Genomic DNA, 20,122 nt, shown 5'->3' on the forward strand with positions numbered 1-20,122 from the left:
CTATGAAATCTCCCCGTCTCCCCATCGCCATTCAGCAAGCCGTCATGCGCAGCCTGCGGGAAAAACTTGCCCAGGCCAACCTGAAGCTCGGCCGCAATTATCCTGAACCGAAGCTGGTCTATCAGCAGCGTGGCACCGCGGCGGGCACCGCCTGGCTGGAATCGTATGAGATCCGCCTGAATCCGGTGTTGCTGATGGAAAATCAGCAGGCGTTTATCGAAGAAGTGGTGCCGCACGAGCTGGCCCACCTTCTGGTGTGGAAACACTTTGGCCGCGTCGCGCCGCACGGCAAAGAGTGGAAATGGATGATGGAGGCGGTGCTCGGCGTTCCGGCTCGCCGCACCCACCAGTTCGAGCTGGAATCGGTACGCCGCAATACGTTTCCCTACCGCTGCCAGTGCCAGCAGCACCAGCTTACCGTCCGCCGTCACAACCGCGTGGTGCGCGGCGAGGCTACCTATCGCTGCGTAAAGTGCGGCGAACCACTGGTGGCGGAATAATCGCTCGAACTTTCAGGAACTTTCCTGATCTGACTGATTGCATACGGGAACAACATTCGTTACGTTGCGGGCTCGTTTTGACACGGAGTGTAAGATGTCCCGTAATGTTTCTCTCGCAGTCGCTTTTCTGGCGACGGCGCTCTCCGGCCATGCTCTGGCCGACGGTATTCACAGTTTCTCACAGGCAAAAACCGCAGGCGTAAAGATTAACGCCGACGTACCGGGTGATTTCTACTGCGGCTGTAAAATTAACTGGCAGGGTAAGAAAGGGGTCGTGGATCTGGGATCCTGCGGCTATAAGGTGCGCAAGAACGAGAACCGCGCCAGCCGAATCGAATGGGAACACGTTGTTCCGGCCTGGCAGTTTGGCCACCAGCGCCAGTGCTGGCAGGACGGTGGACGTAAAAATTGCGCAAAAGATCCGGTCTACCGCCAGATGGAAAGCGATATGCACAACCTGCAACCCGCCGTGGGTGAAGTCAATGGCGACCGCGGAAACTTCATGTACAGCCAGTGGAACGGTGGCGAAGGCCAGTACGGTCAGTGCGCCATGAAGGTCGATTTCAAAGAGAAACTCGCCGAACCGCCTGCCCGCGCGCGCGGCAGCATCGCCCGCACTTACTTCTATATGCGCGACCGCTACGATCTCAACCTTTCCCGCCAGCAGACGCAGCTCTTCAATGCCTGGGACAAGCTCTACCCGGTGACGGACTGGGAATGCCAGCGCGACGAACGTATCGCCAAAGTCCAGGGGAATCACAACCCTTACGTCCAGCGGGCTTGCCAGGCGCAAAAGAGCTAACCTACACTACGGCAATTCGCTTATATCGCATGACACATGGAATTTCTGACTATGCGCATCCCTCGCATCTATCACCCTGAACTGATTACCCCAGGCGGCGAAATCGCCCTGTCTGATGATGCCGCAAACCACGTAGGCCGCGTGCTGCGCATGGGCGCAGGCCAGGCGATTCAGCTCTTTGACGGCTCTAATCAGATTTTTGACGCTGAAATTACGCGCGCCGATAAAAAAAGCGTGCACGTGAAGGTGCTGCGTGGCGACGTGGACGACCGGGAATCCCCGCTGCACATTCACCTTGGCCAGGTGATGTCGCGCGGGGAAAAGATGGAGTTCACCATTCAGAAATCCATTGAACTGGGTGTAAGCCTCATTACGCCACTTTTTTCTGAGCGCTGCGGCGTTAAACTGGATGCGGAACGTCTGAACAAAAAGATCCAGCAGTGGCAGAAAATTGCCATTGCAGCCTGTGAACAGAGTGGCCGCAACCGCATCCCGGAGATCCGCCCGGCGATGGATCTGGAGGACTGGTGTGCAGAAGAGGAAAGCGGGCTTAAGCTTAATCTTCATCCGCGCGCCAGCGCCAGCATCAATACGCTGCCGCTGCCCGTTGAGCGCGTACGCCTGCTGATTGGCCCGGAAGGCGGCCTGTCGGCTGACGAAATCGCCATGACGGCGCGTTACCAGTTTACTGATATTCTGTTGGGACCTCGCGTTCTGCGCACTGAGACAACGGCACTCACCGCCATTACCGCCCTACAGGTGCGATTTGGCGATCTGGGTTGAAGCAAAGCCTGACCCATAACCGGAGAAGAACATGATTAAGCTCGGCATCGTGATGGACCCCATCGCAAACATTAACATTAAGAAAGATTCCAGCTTCGCTATGCTGCTGGAAGCGCAGCGTCGCGGCTATGAACTCCACTATATGGAGATGAACGATCTGTACCTGATCAACGGTGAAGCCCGCGCACGTACCCGCATCGTTAACGTCGAGCAGAACTACGAAAAATGGTACGAATTCGGCACCGAGCAGGATATTGCCCTGGCCGACCTTAACGTCATCCTGATGCGTAAAGATCCGCCGTTCGACACCGAATACATTTACTCCACCTATATCCTTGAGCGTGCCGAAGAGAAAGGCACGCTGATCGTCAACAAGCCGCAGAGCCTGCGCGACTGCAACGAGAAGCTCTATACCGCATGGTTCTCTGACCTGACGCCGGAAACGCTGGTCACCCGCAGCAAAACGCAGCTGAAAGAATTCTGGCAGAAGCACGGCGACATCATCATGAAGCCGCTGGACGGCATGGGCGGCGCATCGATCTTCCGCGTGAAAGAGGGCGACCCGAACATTGGCGTAATTGCCGAAACGCTGACCGAGCTGGGGACCCGCTACTGCATGGCGCAAAACTATCTGCCGGCCATTAAAGACGGCGACAAGCGTGTGCTGGTTGTAGACGGCGAGCCGGTGCCTTACTGCCTGGCGCGTATCCCGCAGGGTGGTGAAACCCGTGGCAACCTGGCGGCCGGAGGCCGTGGCGAACCGCGTCCGTTAAGCGAAAGCGACTGGGAAATTGCCCGCCGCGTCGGCCCTACGCTGAAAGCCAAAGGCCTGATCTTCGTTGGCCTCGATATCATCGGCGATCGTCTGACCGAAGTGAACGTCACCAGCCCGACCTGCATTCGTGAGATCGAAGCGGAATTCCCGATCTCGATCACCGGAATGCTGATGGACGCTATCGAAAAACGTTTACAGAAATAACCTGTGACAGCGCCTGTGTTTATCCCCATACTGGGCGCTGTCGCTTTTTAAACCAGGAAACAGTACCTCTGACAATGAATTTACAGCATCACTTTCTTATTGCCATGCCTGCTCTCCAGGATCCGATTTTCCGCCGCGCCGTGGTCTATATTTGCGAATACAACGAAGACGGCGCAATGGGGATTATCATCAATAAGCCGCTGGAAAACCTTCAGGTCGAAGGCATTCTGGACAAGCTGAAAATCCCTGCTGAAGCGCGGCTGCCGGAAATCCGTCTTGATAAACCGGTGATGCTCGGCGGACCGCTTGCAGAAGATCGTGGCTTTATCCTGCATACCCCGCCGGTTTTCTCGTCCAGCATTCGTATCTCCGATAACACCGTCGTCACCACCTCTCGCGATGTGCTCGAAACACTGGGCACGGCAAATCAGCCTTCTGAGGTGCTGGTTGCGCTCGGCTACGCTTCCTGGGAAAAAGGGCAGCTGGAACAAGAAATTCTGGACAACGCCTGGCTGACGGCCCCTGCGGATATGAATATCCTGTTTAAAACCCCTATCGCCGATCGCTGGCGTGACGCGGCAAAACTGATTGGCATTGATATTCTGACCATGCCTGGCGTTGCGGGGCACGCGTAATGAGCGGCACCCTTCTCGCCTTTGACTTCGGCACCAAAAGCATCGGCGTCGCTGTGGGTCAACGGATCACCGGCACCGCCCGCCCGCTCACAGCGCTGAAAGCTAACGACGGCACGCCGGACTGGAACCTTATTGAGCGCTTGCTCAAAGAGTGGCAGCCGGACGACGTGATTGTCGGTCTGCCGCTGAACATGGACGGCACCGAGCAACCGCTAACCGCCCGCGCACGCAAGTTCGCGAACAAAATTCATGGCCGCTTTGGTGTCTCCGTTAAGCTGCACGATGAACGTTTGAGCACCGTCGAGGCACGCGCTGGCCTGTTCGAGCACGGTGGCTTCCGGGCGTTGAACAAAGGCAGCGTGGATTCAGCTTCAGCCGTCATTATCCTCGAAAGCTATTTCGAACAGGGTTACTGAGCGCCGGGGCCTACAGCCGCCCCTGCGCCCGTCGCTCCGCCAGACTCTGCTCAAAGTTCTGCATCCCCGCCTGCTGCCCCGTTTGAATAATGCCCGGCAGTTGCCAGGTTTTGCCTTCGCGGATCAGGTTTGCCGCCGCCGACGTATTCACCAGTAGCTCATACAGCGCCACGCGCCCGCCCTGGACATCCTGACGCAGCTTCTGCGCCAGTACCGCACGCAGGCTTCCCGCCAGCTGATTACGAACCGGATCTTTCTCCTGCGCCGGGAAGGTATCGACCAGGCGCTCGATCGCCTGCGCCGCACCGCGCGTGTGCAGCGTGGCCAACACCAGATGGCCAGTCTCAGCCGCCGTCAGCGCCAGGCGTATCGTCTCGCTGTCGCGCAGCTCACCAAGCAGAATCACATCCGGATCTTCACGCAGCGCACTGCGCAGGGCCTCGGCAAAGGACGGGCTATGCTGGCCTATCTCCCGCTGCCGGATGAGGCAACGTTGACTCTGGTACATAAACTCCACCGGATCTTCCAGGGTCAGAATGTGCCCGTCCGTATGGTGATTGAGAAAATCGACCATCGCGGCCAGGGTGGTCGATTTCCCGCTGCCGGTGGCGCCGGTGACCAGAATCAGGCCATTGTCATTGGACAAAAGCTCCGGGATCGCGCGCGGCACGCCTAGCGCAGAGAGCTGCGGACACGTCAGCGGCAACAGGCGTAGCGCGATCGAAACGCCGTGCATATGCTTAAACGCACTGCCGCGCAGCCGCTGACCGCCTGTGAGGGTAACGGCAAAATCTACCTGCCCGTTTGCCCACCAGGCACCCTGCTGCTCGTCGTTGAGCCACGCTTTTAATAACGCCTCCACATCGGGGGGCGGAAACGGCGCAGGTTCAAGACGGCCTGACCTGCGCCAGCGCGGTGGTGAATCACTGCACAGGTGTAGATCGGAGACGTTATGCTTTACACTAAGGGTCACAATTTCTTCCACATCCATAGACAACTCCTCGGAAAATGAACGACATTGCGCATAACCTGGCACAGGTCCGGGACAAAATCTCAGCCGCGGCAACGCGTTGCGGCCGTGCTTCAGAAGAAATTACGTTGCTTGCAGTCAGCAAAACCAAGCCTGCGAGCGCCATCGCAGAAGCGATAGCCGCCGGTCATCGTGCCTTTGGTGAAAACTATGTGCAGGAAGGCGTAGATAAGATTCGCGCTTTCCGGGAGCGGGGAAATACAGACCTGCAGTGGCACTTTATCGGTCCGCTACAGTCGAACAAAAGCCGTCTGGTAGCAGAGCACTTCGACTGGTGTCACACCATCGATCGTCTGCGTATCGCTACCCGTTTGAGCGACCAGCGCCCTATGGAGATGCCAGCGCTTAACGTGCTGATTCAAATCAACATCAGTGATGAAAACAGCAAGTCCGGCATTACGCTGAGCGAACTGGATGCGCTGGCGGCGGACGTGGCGGCGCTGCCGCGCTTAACCCTGCGCGGGCTGATGGCCATTCCGGCACCAGAGTCAAGTTATGAAAGGCAGTTTGCCGTAGCACAGCAAATGGCTGTAGCATTTGAGGCGCTTAAAGCGCGCTATAACACGGTAGACACGCTTTCTCTGGGCATGTCGGACGATATGGAAGCCGCCATCGCGGCAGGCAGCACCATGGTGCGCATCGGCACAGCAATTTTCGGTGCGCGCGATTACACCCAATAATAAGGAAACCTGAGGAACGCCATGAAGACGTTGACTTTCCTGCTTTCAACGGTCATTGAACTGTATACGATGGCGCTGCTACTGCGCGTCTGGATGCAGTGGGCCCGTTGTGATTTTTACAATCCATTCTCACAATTTATCGTGAAAATCACGCAGCCCATTGTGGGGCCGCTTCGCCGCATCATTCCGGCAATGGGGCCGATTGACAGTTCATCTCTGCTGATGGCGTTTATTCTGAGCGTTATCAAAGCGATCGTGCTGTTTATGGTCATCACTTTCCAGCCGATTATCTGGATTTCAGCCGTTCTGATCCTGGTTAAAACCGTCGGCTCGCTGATCTTCTGGGTCCTGCTGGTGATGGCGATTATGAGCTGGGTAAGCCGGGGCCGTAGCCCGGTGGAGTACGCGTTGATTCAGCTGACTGAACCGTTACTGCGTCCGATCCGTAGCCTGCTGCCTGCGATGGGCGGAATCGACTTCTCCCCGATGCTTCTCGTTCTGCTACTGTACGTGCTGAATATGGGTATCGCGGAACTGTTACAGGCGACGGGTAATATGCTGCTGCCGGGGCTGTGGATGGCGTTATGAGTGCAGTTAGCCCCTGCGCCGACGGGCTGGTTTTACGGCTGTACATTCAGCCGAAAGCCAGCCGCGACAGCATTGTTGGGCTGCATGGCGACGAGCTAAAAGTCGCCATCACTGCCCCGCCCGTTGACGGCCAGGCGAATGCGCATCTGACCAAATATCTGGCAAAACAGTTTCGCGTCGCTAAAAGCCAGGTCATCATTGAGAAAGGTGAACTTGGCCGGCATAAACAGGTAAAAATCCTTAACCCGCAATCTATCCCGACGGAAGTCGCGGCTCTGACAAAACAGGACTAAACCATGCAGAAAGTTGTTCTCGCCACCGGAAACGCCGGTAAAGTGCGCGAGCTGGCCTCACTATTACATGATTTTGGGCTGGACGTGGTGGCTCAGACCGAGCTGGGCGTGGACTCCGCCGAAGAAACCGGCCTGACGTTTATCGAAAACGCCATTCTGAAAGCGCGCCATGCGGCGCAGATCACCGGGCTGCCCGCGATTGCCGATGACTCCGGTCTGGCCGTGGATTTTCTGGGCGGTGCGCCGGGGATTTACTCCGCCCGCTATTCCGGGGTGGACGCCACCGACCAGCAGAACCTGGAAAAGCTGCTTGTGGCCCTGAACGACGTCCCTGACGAACAGCGTACCGCGCAGTTCCACTGCGTGCTGGTGTACATGCGTCACGCGGAAGATCCCACGCCGATTGTCTGTCACGGCAGCTGGCCGGGCGTGATCACCCGTGAAGCGGCGGGCAACGGCGGCTTTGGTTACGACCCGATTTTCTTTGTCCCGACCGAGGGCAAAACCGCTGCGGAACTCACCCGCGAAGAGAAAAGCGCGATCTCCCACCGTGGACGCGCCCTGAAACTGTTACTGGAAGCACTGCGTAATGGCTAATTTGCCGCCTCTGAGTCTTTATATTCACATCCCATGGTGCGTGCAGAAATGCCCGTACTGCGATTTCAACTCGCACGCGCTGAAGGGCGAAGTGCCGCACGATGATTACGTCGCGCATCTGCTGGCCGATCTGGATGCCGATGTACCGTACGCACAGGGACGTGAAGTGAAGACCATTTTTATTGGTGGCGGTACGCCGAGCCTGCTTTCAGGCCCGGCGATGCAGACGCTGCTGGACGGCGTGCGCGCACGCCTGAACCTGGCAGCGGATGCTGAAATTACGATGGAAGCCAACCCGGGCACCGTTGAGGCCGACCGTTTTGTCGAGTATCAGCGCGCGGGCGTGAACCGTATCTCCATCGGCGTGCAGAGCTTTAGCGAGCCAAAGCTGAAGCGTCTGGGGCGCATTCACGGCCCGGAAGAGGCAAAGCGCGCGGCGAACCTGGCAACGGGGCTTGGGCTGCGCAGTTTTAACCTCGATTTGATGCACGGCCTGCCGGATCAGTCGCTGGAAGAAGCGCTGGACGATTTGCGTCAGGCAATTGAACTGAACCCGCCGCATCTGTCGTGGTATCAGTTGACCATTGAACCGAACACCCTGTTTGGTTCCCGTCCTCCGGTGCTGCCGGACGATGACGCGCTGTGGGATATCTTCGAGCAGGGCCACCAGCTTTTGACCGCGGCGGGGTATCAGCAATACGAAACCTCGGCGTATGCGAAGCCGGGCTATCAGTGTCAGCACAACCTGAACTACTGGCGCTTTGGTGATTATCTGGGGATTGGCTGCGGGGCACACGGCAAAGTGACCTTCCCGGACGGGCGCATTCTGCGCACTGCAAAAACGCGTCATCCGCGCGGGTTTATGGAAGGCCGCTACCTGGAGCGTCAGCATGACGTCGAGGCGGTGGATAAGCCGTTTGAGTTCTTTATGAACCGCTTCCGTCTGCTGGAAGCCGCACCGCGCGCGGAGTTTGCGCTCTACACCGGGTTGTCAGAGTCGGTGATTCGTCCGCAGATTGACGAGGCGCTGGCGCAGGGGTATCTGACCGAGTGTGATGAGTACTGGCAGATCACCGAGCACGGTAAGCTGTTCCTAAACTCCCTTCTTGAGCTGTTCCTCGCTGAAAATCCTGAAGGCTGATTCAGGATTTTACATCCCGTTCTGCTGGTTGAGGGAAAGGCTGGCAGAGTGTGGGGATGGAAAAATCAAAACAACTCCGCAAACAAATGACACCCGAAGAATTACGCCTCTGGTATCTGCTCAGAGGTCGCCGCTTCTTTGGGTATAAGTTTCGCCGACAGATGCCGGTTGGGCCGTACATCGTGGATTTTGCCTGCTTTAAGGCGAAACTGATTGTTGAGCTGGACGGGGGGCAACATCAGGATAAAGAGGCCTATGACTCTCGTCGCACCGAGTTTTTGAATGCGAACGGCTGGGAAGTCGTACGGTTCTGGAATCATGAATTCAGGGCTAATGAGGAGGAGATGCTGATGGCTATTCTGCAACGATTGCAATGCCTGATGCCCTCACCCTAACCCTCTCCCACAGGGAGAGGGAACTGGTTACTCCCTCTCCCCTGGGGAGAGGGCCGGGGTGAGGGGCCCTACGCGCAGAGGCGTTACTTCAGCGTCCCCACCAGCGCCTTCCGGCTGTCTTCCAGGGACACCACGCGTTTACACACGTCTTTGCCGAACTGCTGGAAATCGGCTTCCTGATTCTTCCACTCGTTCTGAATCGAGGTTTGCAGTCCGCCCAGGCTACCCAGTACACCCTGCAACGGATTACCGCCGCCTTTCAGCACCGCTTTGGCGCCCATCTCGTTGATGCTGTCCTGGAGAATGCCGCCCATCGCCTGGTTCACCAGCTGCTGACCGTCGGCTCGCACCTGATCGATCGCCTTATAGTGGAACGTCAGGCCATCAGAGCGCGTCTCAATAATGCGGTTCATCTGTTCTTTCAGCTGTTTATCCAGCTTCGTCAGGCGGGTGCGCATATTGCTGCTCTCCCCCACCTCTTTGGTGATGATTTTATCCAGCGCCACGCGGCCCTTCTCAACGCGGGTCAGCGCGCCATCGTTTATCCATGGCAGCGCGGTACGCAACTCGGCCTGGTAGTCCATCGCCTGCTCGCGCTGGGCGGCCGTCAGGTTTTGCTGTTTGCCGTTAAACGTCACGTTGCCATCCGGCGTGATCACCAGATTGCCATTCTCGCCTTTAACCTGCACGGTTTGCGGGCTTAATACCACGTCGTCACGCGGGGTGACGCTACATTTATACTCCGCATGGGCGGTGGTTCCGATTGCCAGTAAAGCAACCGCCAGCAACGTTTTACGCATCTTCAACACTCCCTCAGACAAAATGGGCCAGCTAATGCTGGCCCCGTTCTTGCTTTATTAGTCCCACCAAACGTCGAAAAGTTCGCTGACGCGGACATCTTCCAGTTTGTGGTCTTCAAGCCATTTGCGTACCAGCGCCTGATGTTCTTCGGTGCATTTCCCCACTTCCTGGGTGCAAATCAGACCTTCCCACGCCAGATAGCCGCTACCGTCGAAGGCCAGCTTGTTGGGTTCGATCACCTCGTTGATGAACGCATCAACGTCCTGATCGATCTGCTCAACGCTGGTGCCTTCCGGGAAACGCCAGGCAACGGAGAAACCCACTTCCTGGAATTCTTCGATGTGCATCTTTTTACGCAGACGACGGCTACGATTCTTTGCCATTATTTCACCCTCTCGAACATTAAGTCCCATACGCCGTGACCAAGACGATGGCCACGCTGTTCAAATTTTGTCACCGGACGTGAATCCGGACGCGGTACGTAGTCGTTGCTTTCAGACTGGTTTTTATACCCGTCCAGCGACGACATCACTTCCAGCATGTGTTCCGCATAAGGTTCCCAGTCGGTCGCCATGTGGAAGACGCCGCCCAGCTTAAGCTTACTTTTCACCAGCTCGGCAAACGGTGCCTGAACGATACGGCGTTTATTATGACGCGCTTTGTGCCACGGGTCAGGGAAAAAGAGCTGAACCATGTTCAAAGAATTGTCAGGAATCATTTTATGCAGCACTTCCACCGCGTCGTGACACATAACGCGCAGGTTCTCAACGCCCTCTTCGTGGGCCGTTGCCAGACACGCACCGACGCCTGGCGAGTGCACTTCAATACCGAGGAAGTTCTGCTCCGGGCGCGCTTTCGCCATAGTGACCAGCGAGGTGCCCATGCCAAAACCGATCTCCAGCGTCACTGGCGCATCGCGGCCAAACAGCTCGGTAAAGTCGAGCGGCTGCTCGCTGAACTCAACGCCCATCACCGGCCAGTAGTTGTCCAGCGCGTGTTGCTGCCCTTTTGTCAGGCGGCCCTGACGGCGGACAAAGCTGCGAATACGGCGCAGCGGGCGACCGTTTTCATCAAATTCCGGTGAAATGACGTCGTTTTTCATAAAAGAGTTGTCTGCTTGTGAGAGTGTACGGGAAACGGGCATTATCCAAAGTTAAGGCTTCTATGCAAGCATGGGAAAGATCCGGTTTACAGCAGATTGACGCTGTGCTGCAATCTGCCTCCCTGATTAAGCGAATCGATGACCATGCAAGCCTCTCAATTTTCAGCCCAGGTGCTGGACTGGTACGACAAATACGGGCGTAAAACCCTGCCCTGGCAAATTGAAAAAACGCCTTACAAAGTATGGCTCTCCGAGGTGATGTTGCAACAAACGCAGGTCGCGACGGTCATTCCTTACTTCGAGCGTTTTATGGCGCGCTTCCCGACAATCACCGATCTGGCCAACGCGCCATTAGACGAGGTACTGCACCTGTGGACAGGCCTCGGCTATTACGCCCGTGCGCGCAACCTGCACAAAGCCGCACAGCAGGTCGCCACCCGCCACAACGGTAAATTCCCGGAGACCTTTGACGAGGTTGCGGATTTGCCCGGCGTCGGGCGTTCAACCGCAGGCGCAATCCTTTCCCTGTCTTTAGGCAAGCATTTCCCTATTCTCGACGGCAACGTCAAGCGCGTGCTGGCACGCTGCTACGCCGTAGAAGGCTGGCCGGGCAAGAAAGAGGTTGAGAAGCGCCTGTGGGAGATCAGTGAAGCGGTCACTCCGGCGAAAGGGGTGGAGCGTTTTAACCAGGCGATGATGGATCTGGGCGCGATGGTCTGCACCCGTTCAAAACCGAAGTGCGAACTCTGCCTGGTAAATAACCTCTGCGTGGCCTATGCGAACCACTCCTGGGCGCAGTATCCGGGGAAAAAACCGAAGCAGACGCTGCCTGAACGCACCGGGTACATGCTGCTGATGCAGCATGGCGACGAGGTATTTCTCGCCCAGCGCCCGCCGAGTGGCCTGTGGGGTGGTCTATACTGCTTCCCACAGTTTGAGGATGAAGCTTCGCTTCGGGCATGGCTTGAACAGCGCGGCATTGCGGCCGATACCCTGATGCAGCTGAACGCGTTCCGTCATACCTTCAGCCATTTCCATCTGGATATTGTGCCTATGTGGCTTCCCGTGTCCTCATTCACCTCCTGCATGGATGAAGGCACCGCTCTCTGGTATAACTTAGCGCAACCGCCATCAGTCGGGCTGGCGGCTCCCGTGGAGCGCCTGTTACAGCAATTACGTGTCGGTGCAATGGTTTAGCATCGGCAAGACAAAGAGGAATGAGTATGGCCAGAACCATTTTTTGTACTTTCCTGCAGCGCGACGCTGAAGGCCAGGATTTCCAGCTCTACCCGGGCGACCTGGGTAAACGCATTTACAACGAGATCTCCAAAGAAGCCTGGGGACAGTGGCAGAAAAAACAGACCATGCTGATCAACGAGAAAAAGCTCAGCATGATGAACCCGGAACACCGCAAGCTGCTGGAGCAGGAGATGGTGAACTTCCTGTTCGAGGGTAAAGACGTCCACATCGAAGGCTATACGCCACCGGAAAAATAATACTCTGCGGCTGCTGCCCGGCGGCGCTGCGCTTGCACGGGCCTACGGTTATGTAGGCCGGGTAAGCGCAGCGCCACCCGGCAACAGCAACCTCAAAGCAAACACAACACGCACTCCCGGAATGATGAAAAAACTATTAGCGCTAGCACTTGTTGCGCCGTTGCTTGTGTCTTGTTCTTCCAAAAAGGGCGATAGCTATAACGAAGCCTGGGTTAAGGACACCAACGGTTTTGACATTTTGATGGGGCAGTTTGCCCATAACATCGAGAACATATGGGGATTTAACGAAGTTCTTATTGCCGGACCGAAGGACTACGTTAAGTATACCGACGCCTATCAGACCCGTAGCCACATCAACTTCGATGACGGTACGATTACGATTGAAACCATCGCGGGGACTGAACCTGCGGCGCATTTACGTCAGGCCATCATCAAAACCCTGCTGATGGGCGACGATCCGGGATCTATCGATCTCTACTCTGATGCCGATGACATCACTATCTCCAAAGAGCCATTCCTGTATGGGCAGGTCGTTGACCAGACCGGTCAGCCGATTCGCTGGGAAGGTCGCGCGACGAACTTCGCAGACTATTTGCTGCAAACGCGCCTGAAAAGCCGCACCAATGGCCTGAAGGTGATCTATAGCGTTACGATCAACCTGGTGCCGAACCACCTCGACAAGCGTGCGCATAAGTATCTGGGCATGGTGCGTCAGGCGTCGCGTAAGTATGGCGTGGATGAGTCGCTGATCCTGGCGATTATGCAGACCGAATCCTCGTTCAACCCGTATGCGGTGAGCCGTTCCGACGCGCTGGGGCTGATGCAGGTTGTGCAGCACAGCGCCGGTAAAGACGTGTTCCGCGCGCAGGGGAAATCCGGTACGCCGAGCCGCAGCTACCTGTTCGATCCGCAAAGCAACATTGATACCGGCACGGCCTATCTGGCGATGCTGAACAATGTCTATCTCGGCGGGATCGATAACCCGACTTCACGTCGCTATGCGGTGATCACCGCCTACAACGGCGGTGCGGGCAGCGTCCTGCGCGTCTTCTCGAACGATAAAGTTCAGGCCGCGAACATCATCAACAGCATGGCGCCGGGGGACGTGTACTCCACGCTGACCACTCGCCACCCGTCTGCGGAATCCCGCCGCTATCTGTATAAGGTGAATACGGCGCAGAAGAACTACCGTCGCCGCTAGAAACCAACACCACCCCTCACCCTACCCTCTCCCCAATGGGGAGAGGGTGTTCAAGTTCCCTCTCCCCTTTGGGGTGAGGGGGCATCAGACCGCACCCATCTCATCCCACCCATACAAAAATGCTATTTGCATCACAATCCAAACTGCAAATTAATGTGGATTGCATTTTTTTGCGGGAGGTAACAAAACATATCGTTGCCAACTGATAGAATTGCATCAAATAACAACCCTGAATGTTCCTATAACAACATATCTCCCGCTCACTTGTGAGGAAAGTAACATGAACCTTAAGCTGCAGCTTAAAATCTTGTCGTTTCTGCAGTTCTGCCTGTGGGGTAGCTGGCTGACTACACTCGGCTCCTATATGTTTGTGACGCTCAAGTTCGATGGTGCGTCAATCGGTGCCGTCTACAGCTCGCTGGGTATTGCGGCTGTTTTCATGCCAACGCTGCTCGGTATCGTGGCAGATAAATGGTTAAGTGCGAAATGGCTGTATATGCTTTGCCATCTGGTGGGTGCGGGGACGCTGTTTATGGCGGCCGAAGTGACCACGCCGGGGGCGATGTTTATGGTGATCCTGCTTAACTCGCTGGCGTATATGCCAACGCTTGGCCTGATCAACACCATCTCCTACTACCGCCTGAAATCTGCCGGTCTGGATATCGTCACCGACTTCCCGCCAATCCGTATCTGGGGCACCATCGGCTTTATCATGGCAATGTGGGGCGTGAGCTTCGCGGGCTTCGAGCTGAGCCACATGCAGCTGTATATTGGTGCCGCGCTCTCCGTGCTGCTGGCGCTGTTCACCCTGACGCTGCCCACCATTCCGGTTTCTAACCAGCAGAAAAACCAGAGCTGGAGCACCATGCTTGGCCTGGACGCCTTCGCCCTGTTCAAAAACAAGCGCATGGCGATCTTCTTTATTTTCTCCATGCTGCTGGGCGCGGAACTGCAAATCACCAACATGTTCGGTAATACCTTCCTGCACAGCTTCGATAACGATCCGCTGTTTGCCGGGAGCTTTATCGTTGAACACGCGTCGGTGATGATGTCCATCTCGCAGATCTCTGAGACGCTGTTCATCCTGACCATCCCGTTCTTCCTGAGCCGCTACGGCATCAAGAACGTCATGCTGATCAGTATCGCTGCCTGGATGTTGCGCTTCGGTCTGTTCGCCTACGGCGACCCAAGCGCGTTCGGCACCGTGCTGCTGGTTCTGTCGATGATTGTTTACGGCTGCGCCTTCGACTTCTTCAACATCTCCGGCTCGGTGTTTGTAGAAAAAGAGGTGAAACCTGAAATTCGCGCCAGCGCGCAGGGCATGTTCCTGATGATGACCAACGGCTTCGGCTGTATTCTGGGCGGCGTGGTGAGCGGTAAAGTGGTTGAGATGTATACCACCAACGGCATCACCAACTGGCAGCCAGTGTGGCTGATCTTCGCCGGGTACTCACTGGTGCTTTTCTTCGCGTTCATCGTGCTGTTCAAGTACAAGCACGTGCGCGAGCCGCACGGTGCACAGCCGATCGCGCATTGATTGTTGTGCCCGGTGGCGCTGCGCTTACCGGGCCTACAAAACCAGACCGTAGGCCGGGTAAGGCGTAGCCGCCACCCGGCTATTTTATTCCAGAAAGCACCCACCCCACCGACAGCAAATCCGCGCTGCCGCCCGGGCTCAGATTGCGTTCAATCAATGCCTTATCCATCTTCAGCAACGCCTCGCAGTCCCAGCCGTTAGCCAGTAATTCCCGCGCGTAGCCCTGAACGTAGCGCAGCCCTTCAGTGCTGCCGCGCGAAACGAGATTACTGTCCTGGTTGATGGCCATCAGGCGCAATAACAGGTCATGAAGGGTGTTTCCCTTCCACTGCGCCAGCGCCTTACGCACCGTGCTGAAGCCGCTTTCTGCCTCACCGCGCGCGCCGGTTAAACCGTACTGTTGAAACTGTCGCTCTCCCGCCGTTGCCTGCCCGCAGCGCCCGCCCAGTTCCCGCGCCACGAGCCCACGACAGATGTTACTTACCTCACAACAGAGGCTATCCGCAGAGATATTTTTCACACGTCCGGCGGCGAAGCAGAGCAAACCAAGGGCAAAAATCCCGCCCTTGTGCGTGTTCACCCCGCCCGTGGCGGCGTACATCGCCTGCTCACAGGCCATTCCCATCGGGCGGATAATCCGTAGCTGCTCTCCAGCAGGTTTTTCCGCATGTGCTTCACCCAGTTCCGCAAAACGGGCAAACCACGGCGTAATCGCCGCAATGCTGCGGAGGAATAAGGTATGGTCCATATCGCGATGGGAGCCGTTATTGAGCCTGTCCACCAGCCCCGGTTTGGGCGTCAGCTCCAGCTCCTGCCACAGCGCCTCTGCGGCAAGCGCAGGAACATCAACCGGGCGCGGTTTAGTCGCGAGCAAACCAGTCATCTATCATTTTCTCCACGCGGGAAACCACCTGCTCAACGGGATGGTGCCGAGAACGGGAACAAGCGTGGGCAGGCTCGTCGCAAATCAGACAGCGCCTGAGGTGTGAACCCAACGACTGACGGCCAACGTGGCCGTTTTCAGGGCAGATCACATCCAGATCCCACAGTCTGCCGAGCGGGTGCGTCTGCTCCAGTTCAGCACAGTGCGCTTTAATTTCCGCCGCCGGATGCGCGACGCACCACAGCGCTTCAGGTCCGGTGGGTAGCCAGAGCACCTGGCGGTCCAGCACCTGCCAGCGGTTTTCCCACAGCAGCTGGTCGCACATCTGTAACGCCACGCCCATGGTGTTGCGATAGCGCAGGCTGTCTTTAATTTGCCCGGGCGTGACCAGCGTTAGGGAGATCACCGGTTGTTGATGGTGCGTAAGCCAGTCAGCCTGACGGGCTGCGCGGCGCTCTTTCGCCGCCAGCAGCGCGTCCAGGCTGACACCCGTCCGCACGGGTGTCGCAATAGTCATATTCACTCCTTTACCTGTCGAACGGTGTCGATCACGCTGCCGTCGCGGTAGCGGATCACCCCGACAATTTTGTCGGTGAACTCAATCGGTTTCGGTACGCCGGTCAGGGAAATCGCCCGCTCATAGAGCGCGTTGATATCTACAACCTTCAGGCCTGCTTCCATGAGTCGTTCGCGGATCTCCGGGCGCGCCGGGTTGACCGCAATACCGTGGTCGGTGACCAGCACGTCAATGCTCTCCCCCGGCGTGAGGCGCGTGGTAACGCGCTTCACAACGGTCGGGATGCGGCTTCGCAGCAGCGGCGCGACCACAATGGTCAGGTTGGCTGCCGACGCCACGTCGCAGTGCCCGCCGGATGCGCCGCGCATCACGCCGTCGGATCCGGTGATGACGTTGACGTTAAAATCGACGTCGATTTCCAGCGCGCTGAGGATCACCACGTCGAGCTGGTCGCAGCTTGCCGCCTTGCTGCCGGGGTTGGCGTAGACGTTGGTGGAGATCTCCACGTGGTTCGGGTTGCGCGCCAGCGAGGCCGCCGCCTGGCCGTCAAAGCACTGGGTGTCGAGCAGCTTTTCGATGAGCCCCTTCTCGTGCAGATCCACCAGGCTGCCGGTAATACCCCCGAGCGCAAAGCGCGCCTTCACGCCGCTGCGCTCCATCTTCTCTTCCATAAAGCGGGTGCAGGCGGTCGCCGCCGCGCCGGAGCCGGTCTGCATCGAGAAGCCCGGTTTAAAGTAACCAGAGTGTTCAATCACGTCCGCCGCATAGCGGGCAATCATCAGCTCGCGCGGGTTGCTGGTGACGCGCGCCGCACCGACGCTGATTTTCGCCGGGTCGCCCACGCTCTCCACCTGCACGATGTAGTCCACCTGATCCTGCACCAGGCTGGCGGGCATATTCGGGAACGGCACCAGCTCTTCGGTCAGCAGCACCACCTTACGGGCAAAGTGTGCGTCCACCATGGCGTAACCCAGCGAACCGCAACACGATTTGCCCTGCGTGCCGTTAGCGTTGCCAAACTCATCGCTGCACGGCACGCCGAGAAATGCCACGTCGATATTCAGCTCGCCGTCCTGGAGCAGCTTCACGCGCCCGCCGTGGGAGTGAATTTGTACCGGCTCGTCCATCAGCCCGTGGGAGATGGCCTCCGCCAGCCTGCCGCGCATACCGGAGGTGTAAATTCGGGCGATCACGCCGCTTTGAATATGCTCGATCAGCGCGTCGTTGCAGGTCATCAGCGAGCTGGAGGCCAGGGTCAAATTTTTAAAACCCATCCGCGCCAGCAGCGCCACAACGGTGTTGATCACCCGGTCGCCTTCGCGAAAGGCATGGTGGAAAGAGATGGTCATCCCGTCCTGCAAGCCGCTGCGCATGACGGCTTCTTCGAGGGAGGCGCAAAGCTTACGGTTGTGTTTCGCCTCGCTGTCCGCCAGCCACGGCGTCGCGCTGTGGGCGGTATCAAAGGGCTTCAGATCCCGCAGATGGGGGAAATTCACATGGAGAAGTTCTGTCTGATTCATTATGTCATCCTTACCGACGCACGCCGGAGGCCGCCGCGCGCTCCAGCACCACCTGCGCGTGGTTAATAATCGGTGCATCCACCATTTTGCCGTTGAGCGACACCACGCCCAGGCCGTTACGCTCGCCCTCTTCTGCCGCTTCAATCACCCGTTTGGCGTGCTCCACCTCTTCCCGTGTCGGGGCGTAGGCGTTGTGCAGCAGGTCAATCTGGCGCGGGTTAATCAGCGATTTGCCGTTAAAGCCCATCTTGCGGATCAGATCGACCTCGCGCAGGAACCCGGCTTCGTCGTTAACGTCTGACCACACCACGTCGAAAGCGTCGATGCCCGCAGCGCGGGCGGCGTGCAGCACGGCGCAGCGGGCGTAGAACAGCTCGGTGCCGTCGCCGCGCTCGGTCTGCATGTCCATTACGTAGTCAAAGGCGGCCAGCGCGATGCCGATCAGGCGCGGGGAGCTGCGGGCAATCGCCACGGCGTTGATGACGCCAATGGCCGATTCAATCGCCGCCATCACGCGGGTGGAACCTACTTCACGCCCGCACTCCTGCTCAATGCGCTCGAGGTGGCCTTCTAGCTCGTAGATATCGTCCGGGGTGTCGGTTTTCGGCAGGCGAATCACGTCTACGCCCGCGCGCACGGCGGCCTCCAGATCCAGCAGGCCAAACGGCGTGCTCAGCGGGTTAATACGCACCACGGTTTCGATATCCTGATACATCGGGTGCTGCAACGCGTGGAACACCAGCATGCGTGCGGTGTCTTTCTCGCGCAGGGCCACGGCGTCCTCAAGGTCAAACATGATGGAGTCGGGGCGGTAGATAAAGGCGGTGGAGAGCATGGCGGCATTGGCGCCCGGCAGGAACAGCATACTGCGGCGGAGTTTACTCATTTCAGCGCCCCCCAGTTGATGGCCTGTTCATCGGCGGCACGCAGAAGCGCGCTTTGCAGGCGGGCGCGGATCACACAGTCCAGCGCCCCTTTGTCTTCAATAATGATTAATCCCTGGTGCACGTTCATGGCGCGCAATGTGTCGTTGACCACCTGGCGTATTTGCTCGCCAAACTGCTTAATCACTTCACTGTGGATGACAATCTCCAGCTCACCGTGAGCGGGGGCGATTTTCACCATCAGGTCGCTGGACTCCTGCGTTCCGGCCAGCGCCTCCCTTACAATATTCATGATAAATTCCTGATAGTTATGCGACTTCCGCACTCGCACGATAATGTGCTTCGAGGTGCGCGAAGGTGGAGTCCGGGACAATCTCCCGGATCCGGGAAAACTGCTGTGTCTTGAGTAAACGGCGTACTTCCGAGGCCGAAATAGCGTTGCCGTTGGCTTTGATGCGCGGCATTTCCACCACGTCGATGTGCGAGGCCAGCAGGTCGTGCAGCGTCTGGTTGTACTGGCGGGTGATATCGCAGAACGGTTCCGAACCAATAAAACGGTGCGTGATGCCCAGCGCCGGGGCGATAAAGTCCCGGAAGATCAGCACGTCGATCTCGCTCCACGCCTGCTGCACTTTGCCGGTCTCCTTCAGGAAGTAGGCCGGAAACGTGGCGCGGGAGATGATGTACTGCGAGCCTTCATGCACCACCACGTTCGACAGATGCGCCACGCCCGCGCGCACCATCTCAATGCGCGCGCTGAACGGGAAGAACGAGGCGTCTTCACGCACCACGAACAGATGTAGGGCATCGCACTGCGCCGCCGCCTGCTCCACCAGATGACGGTGACCGAGGGTGAATGGGTTGGCGTTCATCACGATGGCACCAATCTTCTCCCCACACTTGCGGCTAGCGCGCAGGGATCGGCAGTAGCGCACGATCCCTTGCGGAGTGTTCTCCATTAGCACCGCGTTGTTCCCGCTCTGGGCAACCGGCCAGAAACCGCTGCGGCCAAAGCGTTCCTTATTGCACGGACGGGTGCAGAGGAAGAGGTGAAAATGGCCGCGCTCCAGCGCCGCATTTTCCACCTCTGCCAGCAGACGCGCGCTGAGGTTTTCCCCACGAAGCTGCTCGTTGACCGCCACGCACTTGATGACGTTGGCAGCAAGTCCGGCGCAACCCACCAGCTGCGCGCCGGACCAGGCTTCAACAAACAGCGTGATGTCGTTGTCCAGGCCAAGGCCGCTGTCTGCCAGCAGGTAGCGGATCTGGCTTAAGCGTTCCGGGTGTTTCGCCACAACGGTGTGGCGAAAATCAATGGGTTGCGATTGCATGCTGCCGCCTT

26 protein-coding genes are annotated in these 20,122 nt (G+C 57.7%); 16 read left to right on the forward strand and 10 right to left on the reverse strand.

Annotation, left to right across the window (positions count from 1 at the left end; all coding sequences use genetic code 11):
• The first annotated feature begins 2 nt into the window (after positions 1-2).
• The 6 genes from ACOT1A_RS18315 (at position 3) to ruvX (ending at position 4,115) form a co-directional block, all read left to right on the forward strand.
• Positions 3-500, forward strand: coding sequence for a SprT family zinc-dependent metalloprotease (locus ACOT1A_RS18315; protein ID WP_023298567.1), 498 nt, complete (start codon positions 3-5; stop codon positions 498-500).
• A gap of 94 nt (positions 501-594) precedes the next feature.
• Complete coding sequence (endA, locus tag ACOT1A_RS18320) at positions 595-1,302, forward strand: deoxyribonuclease I (RefSeq protein WP_022649352.1); 708 nt, start codon at positions 595-597, stop codon at positions 1,300-1,302.
• 51 nt (positions 1,303-1,353) lie between these two features.
• Complete coding sequence (gene rsmE, locus ACOT1A_RS18325; protein WP_003860033.1) at positions 1,354-2,085, forward strand: 16S rRNA (uracil(1498)-N(3))-methyltransferase; 732 nt, start codon at positions 1,354-1,356, stop codon at positions 2,083-2,085.
• A gap of 31 nt (positions 2,086-2,116) precedes the next feature.
• Positions 2,117-3,064, forward strand: coding sequence for a glutathione synthase (gene gshB / locus ACOT1A_RS18330; protein ID WP_003860032.1), 948 nt, complete (start codon positions 2,117-2,119; stop codon positions 3,062-3,064).
• Positions 3,065-3,138: 74 nt separating this feature from the next.
• Positions 3,139-3,699, forward strand: a complete 561-nt coding sequence (locus tag ACOT1A_RS18335) for a YqgE/AlgH family protein (protein ID WP_022649353.1) — start codon at positions 3,139-3,141, stop codon at positions 3,697-3,699.
• Complete coding sequence (gene ruvX / locus ACOT1A_RS18340) at positions 3,699-4,115, forward strand: Holliday junction resolvase RuvX (RefSeq protein WP_006811925.1); 417 nt, start codon at positions 3,699-3,701, stop codon at positions 4,113-4,115. The genes ACOT1A_RS18335 and ruvX overlap by 1 nt, the downstream gene beginning before the upstream one ends.
• 10 nt (positions 4,116-4,125) lie before the next feature.
• Here the strand turns inward: ruvX and ACOT1A_RS18345 are convergent, their stop codons facing one another.
• Positions 4,126-5,106: a type IV pilus twitching motility protein PilT gene (locus tag ACOT1A_RS18345; protein WP_276170183.1), complete on the reverse strand. Its 981-nt coding sequence runs from the start codon at positions 5,104-5,106 to the stop codon at positions 4,126-4,128.
• A gap of 17 nt (positions 5,107-5,123) precedes the next feature.
• Between ACOT1A_RS18345 and ACOT1A_RS18350 the strand changes: the two genes are divergently transcribed.
• The 6 genes from ACOT1A_RS18350 to ACOT1A_RS18375 are packed head-to-tail and all read left to right on the forward strand — an operon-like array spanning position 5,124 to position 8,839.
• Positions 5,124-5,825 (forward strand): YggS family pyridoxal phosphate-dependent enzyme, encoded by a 702-nt coding sequence (locus tag ACOT1A_RS18350; RefSeq protein ID WP_171932611.1) that lies wholly within the window; start codon positions 5,124-5,126, stop codon positions 5,823-5,825.
• Positions 5,826-5,846: 21 nt separating this feature from the next.
• Complete coding sequence (locus ACOT1A_RS18355; protein WP_003860024.1) at positions 5,847-6,413, forward strand: YggT family protein; 567 nt, start codon at positions 5,847-5,849, stop codon at positions 6,411-6,413.
• Complete coding sequence (yggU, locus tag ACOT1A_RS18360) at positions 6,410-6,706, forward strand: DUF167 family protein YggU (protein WP_022649356.1); 297 nt, start codon at positions 6,410-6,412, stop codon at positions 6,704-6,706. The genes ACOT1A_RS18355 and yggU overlap by 4 nt, the downstream gene beginning before the upstream one ends.
• Before the next feature lie 3 nt (positions 6,707-6,709).
• Positions 6,710-7,303: an XTP/dITP diphosphatase gene (locus tag ACOT1A_RS18365; protein ID WP_022649357.1), complete on the forward strand. Its 594-nt coding sequence runs from the start codon at positions 6,710-6,712 to the stop codon at positions 7,301-7,303.
• The gene (gene hemW, locus ACOT1A_RS18370; RefSeq protein WP_022649358.1) at positions 7,296-8,444 is read left to right on the forward strand and encodes a radical SAM family heme chaperone HemW; all 1,149 of its coding nucleotides are present in this window, start codon (positions 7,296-7,298) and stop codon (positions 8,442-8,444) included. The genes ACOT1A_RS18365 and hemW overlap by 8 nt, the downstream gene beginning before the upstream one ends.
• A gap of 56 nt (positions 8,445-8,500) precedes the next feature.
• Complete coding sequence (locus tag ACOT1A_RS18375; RefSeq protein ID WP_023298571.1) at positions 8,501-8,839, forward strand: endonuclease domain-containing protein; 339 nt, start codon at positions 8,501-8,503, stop codon at positions 8,837-8,839.
• Between the two features lie 83 nt (positions 8,840-8,922).
• Here ACOT1A_RS18375 and ACOT1A_RS18380 read toward each other — a convergent pair whose 3' ends face one another.
• From ACOT1A_RS18380 to trmB, 3 genes are read right to left on the reverse strand one after another with little or no spacing between them, the layout of a single operon-like run.
• Positions 8,923-9,639, reverse strand: a complete 717-nt coding sequence (locus ACOT1A_RS18380; protein ID WP_022649360.1) for a DUF2884 domain-containing protein — start codon at positions 9,637-9,639, stop codon at positions 8,923-8,925.
• A gap of 57 nt (positions 9,640-9,696) precedes the next feature.
• Positions 9,697-10,023: a YggL family protein gene (locus ACOT1A_RS18385; RefSeq protein ID WP_003862421.1), complete on the reverse strand. Its 327-nt coding sequence runs from the start codon at positions 10,021-10,023 to the stop codon at positions 9,697-9,699.
• Positions 10,023-10,742: a tRNA (guanosine(46)-N7)-methyltransferase TrmB gene (gene trmB / locus ACOT1A_RS18390; RefSeq protein ID WP_022649361.1), complete on the reverse strand. Its 720-nt coding sequence runs from the start codon at positions 10,740-10,742 to the stop codon at positions 10,023-10,025. Before trmB ends, ACOT1A_RS18385 begins: the two co-directional genes overlap by 1 nt.
• Before the next feature lie 144 nt (positions 10,743-10,886).
• Between trmB and mutY the strand changes: the two genes are divergently transcribed.
• The 4 genes from mutY to ACOT1A_RS18410 all read left to right on the forward strand — a co-directional run bounded on the left by mutY (position 10,887) and on the right by ACOT1A_RS18410 (position 14,976).
• Positions 10,887-11,939: an A/G-specific adenine glycosylase gene (gene mutY / locus ACOT1A_RS18395; RefSeq protein WP_276170184.1), complete on the forward strand. Its 1,053-nt coding sequence runs from the start codon at positions 10,887-10,889 to the stop codon at positions 11,937-11,939.
• Positions 11,940-11,965: 26 nt separating this feature from the next.
• On the forward strand, positions 11,966-12,238 hold the full coding sequence (locus tag ACOT1A_RS18400) for an oxidative damage protection protein (protein WP_003862425.1): 273 nt from the start codon (positions 11,966-11,968) through the stop codon (positions 12,236-12,238).
• A gap of 124 nt (positions 12,239-12,362) precedes the next feature.
• Positions 12,363-13,439 (forward strand): membrane-bound lytic murein transglycosylase MltC, encoded by a 1,077-nt coding sequence (mltC, locus tag ACOT1A_RS18405; protein WP_032621902.1) that lies wholly within the window; start codon positions 12,363-12,365, stop codon positions 13,437-13,439.
• Between the two features lie 280 nt (positions 13,440-13,719).
• The gene (locus tag ACOT1A_RS18410; RefSeq protein ID WP_022649364.1) at positions 13,720-14,976 is read left to right on the forward strand and encodes a nucleoside permease; all 1,257 of its coding nucleotides are present in this window, start codon (positions 13,720-13,722) and stop codon (positions 14,974-14,976) included.
• Positions 14,977-15,055: 79 nt separating this feature from the next.
• Here ACOT1A_RS18410 and citG read toward each other — a convergent pair whose 3' ends face one another.
• Genes citG through citC form a run of 6 tightly spaced genes read right to left on the reverse strand, consistent with a single transcriptional unit; the run spans position 15,056 to position 20,111 of the window.
• Positions 15,056-15,859, reverse strand: coding sequence for a triphosphoribosyl-dephospho-CoA synthase CitG (gene citG / locus ACOT1A_RS18415; protein ID WP_276170185.1), 804 nt, complete (start codon positions 15,857-15,859; stop codon positions 15,056-15,058).
• Positions 15,837-16,376 carry a citrate lyase holo-[acyl-carrier protein] synthase gene (gene citX / locus ACOT1A_RS18420; RefSeq protein ID WP_022649366.1) on the reverse strand — a complete coding sequence of 180 codons (540 nt, stop codon included), beginning with the start codon at positions 16,374-16,376 and terminating at the stop codon, positions 15,837-15,839. The genes citG and citX overlap by 23 nt, the downstream gene beginning before the upstream one ends.
• A 2-nt stretch (positions 16,377-16,378) precedes the next feature.
• A complete protein-coding gene (gene citF / locus ACOT1A_RS18425; RefSeq protein ID WP_045308348.1) occupies positions 16,379-17,896 on the reverse strand; it encodes a citrate lyase subunit alpha in 1,518 nt (505 codons plus the stop codon).
• A gap of 10 nt (positions 17,897-17,906) precedes the next feature.
• On the reverse strand, positions 17,907-18,782 hold the full coding sequence (gene citE, locus ACOT1A_RS18430) for a citrate (pro-3S)-lyase subunit beta (protein WP_032626185.1): 876 nt from the start codon (positions 18,780-18,782) through the stop codon (positions 17,907-17,909).
• Positions 18,779-19,072 (reverse strand): citrate lyase acyl carrier protein, encoded by a 294-nt coding sequence (citD, locus tag ACOT1A_RS18435; protein ID WP_017382935.1) that lies wholly within the window; start codon positions 19,070-19,072, stop codon positions 18,779-18,781. The genes citE and citD overlap by 4 nt, the downstream gene beginning before the upstream one ends.
• Before the next feature lie 16 nt (positions 19,073-19,088).
• Positions 19,089-20,111 (reverse strand): [citrate (pro-3S)-lyase] ligase, encoded by a 1,023-nt coding sequence (gene citC / locus ACOT1A_RS18440; RefSeq protein WP_276170186.1) that lies wholly within the window; start codon positions 20,109-20,111, stop codon positions 19,089-19,091.
• Positions 20,112-20,122: the final 11 nt, after the last annotated feature.

Source organism: Enterobacter cloacae complex sp. SYL003 (assembly GCF_049236925.1).
In the GTDB taxonomy this organism is placed as follows: Bacteria; Pseudomonadota; Gammaproteobacteria; order Enterobacterales; family Enterobacteriaceae; genus Enterobacter; species Enterobacter intestinihominis.